We start from the raw sequence: 1025 nt of genomic DNA on the forward strand, positions 1-1025 counted from the left end.
GTCGCGCTGTTGTTGTCATAGACGTAGTCGACCGTCTTGCCGCCCGATGCCCATGAAAACAGCACCGGCGTGCCGGAATATTTCGCGTCATGGGCGATCTGCGTCATGCGGTAGACCGCGCCGTCGAACGAAGTGTTGTAGCCGTGGATGAACACCAGCGCGCGCCCGCCATGGGCGGCGATGTCGGCGCGCAGGGTCTTGGAGAAAGCCTCGTCGTCCTGGTAGCCGGCGACATCGGCGGCCACGAAGAACTTGGCCGGATCGGCCCGCTGGTTCTTCTTGCGGCGCTCGATCTCACCGGTCTTGTGGATGGCCGGAACGGTCATGTCGACATGCGCGAAGTGCAGGTCGGGCGATCGGCCGCCGCTGAACACTTCTTCCCTGTCGTCCGCCTCGGCTCGGGTGGTGGCGACGAAGATCCTGTGCCTGGCGGCAATCTCCGATGCGGAGGCCGCGATCGCCGGACTTGCAATCAGTTCGCGGGTCTGCTGGCCGGCGCAGCCGGTCAGAAGCAGCGCCAAAGCGAGTATGCGAACGGGCGCAGCCGCAAAAAATATCATGGATTGGAATCCGTCCAGCCGCCCCCTGGCCGCCTTGCTTTCGTGATAAAGGCTGGCTGCGTCGCCGTCCAGCCCGCAGGGTTATGCGTTGGTGCGAGATTCAGGTCAGCCCGGCATCACCTGAATATCGCGTCAACGCGCCCAGAAGGTCGGTGTGAAGATGACCAGCACGGCGAGGATTTCCAGACGCCCGAGCAGCATCCAGATCGGGAGCAGCCATTTGGCCGCCTCGGGAAGGGTGGAGAAATTGCCCGACGGCCCGATAATATCACCCAGCCCCGGGCCGACATTCGTAAGCGCGGTCAGAACCGAAGTCATGGCTGTCATCAAATCGAGCCCCGTGGCGGCGAGCAGGATGGTGCCGATCGCCCAGATCACGAAGAACGACGAAATGAAAAGCACCACCGCGCGCTGCATGTCGGGATCGACCGTGCGGCCGCCGTAGCGGACCGGCAGGGCCGTGGG

2 protein-coding genes are annotated in these 1025 nt (G+C 63.8%); both read right to left on the reverse strand.

Features of this window, described 5'->3' with window-relative positions; all coding sequences use genetic code 11:
• The coding region (locus tag MAXJ12_RS20520; protein ID WP_008837894.1) for an alpha/beta hydrolase at nt 1-560 on the reverse strand (560 nt) is incomplete at its 3' end.
• Nucleotides 561-692: 132 nt separating this feature from the next.
• On the reverse strand, nt 693-1025 hold a 333-nt coding region (locus MAXJ12_RS20525), incomplete at its 5' end, for a potassium transporter TrkG (protein ID WP_008837895.1).

Origin of the sequence: Mesorhizobium alhagi CCNWXJ12-2 (assembly GCF_000236565.1) — a bacterium.
In the GTDB taxonomy this organism is placed as follows: domain Bacteria; phylum Pseudomonadota; class Alphaproteobacteria; order Rhizobiales; family Rhizobiaceae; genus Allomesorhizobium; species Allomesorhizobium alhagi.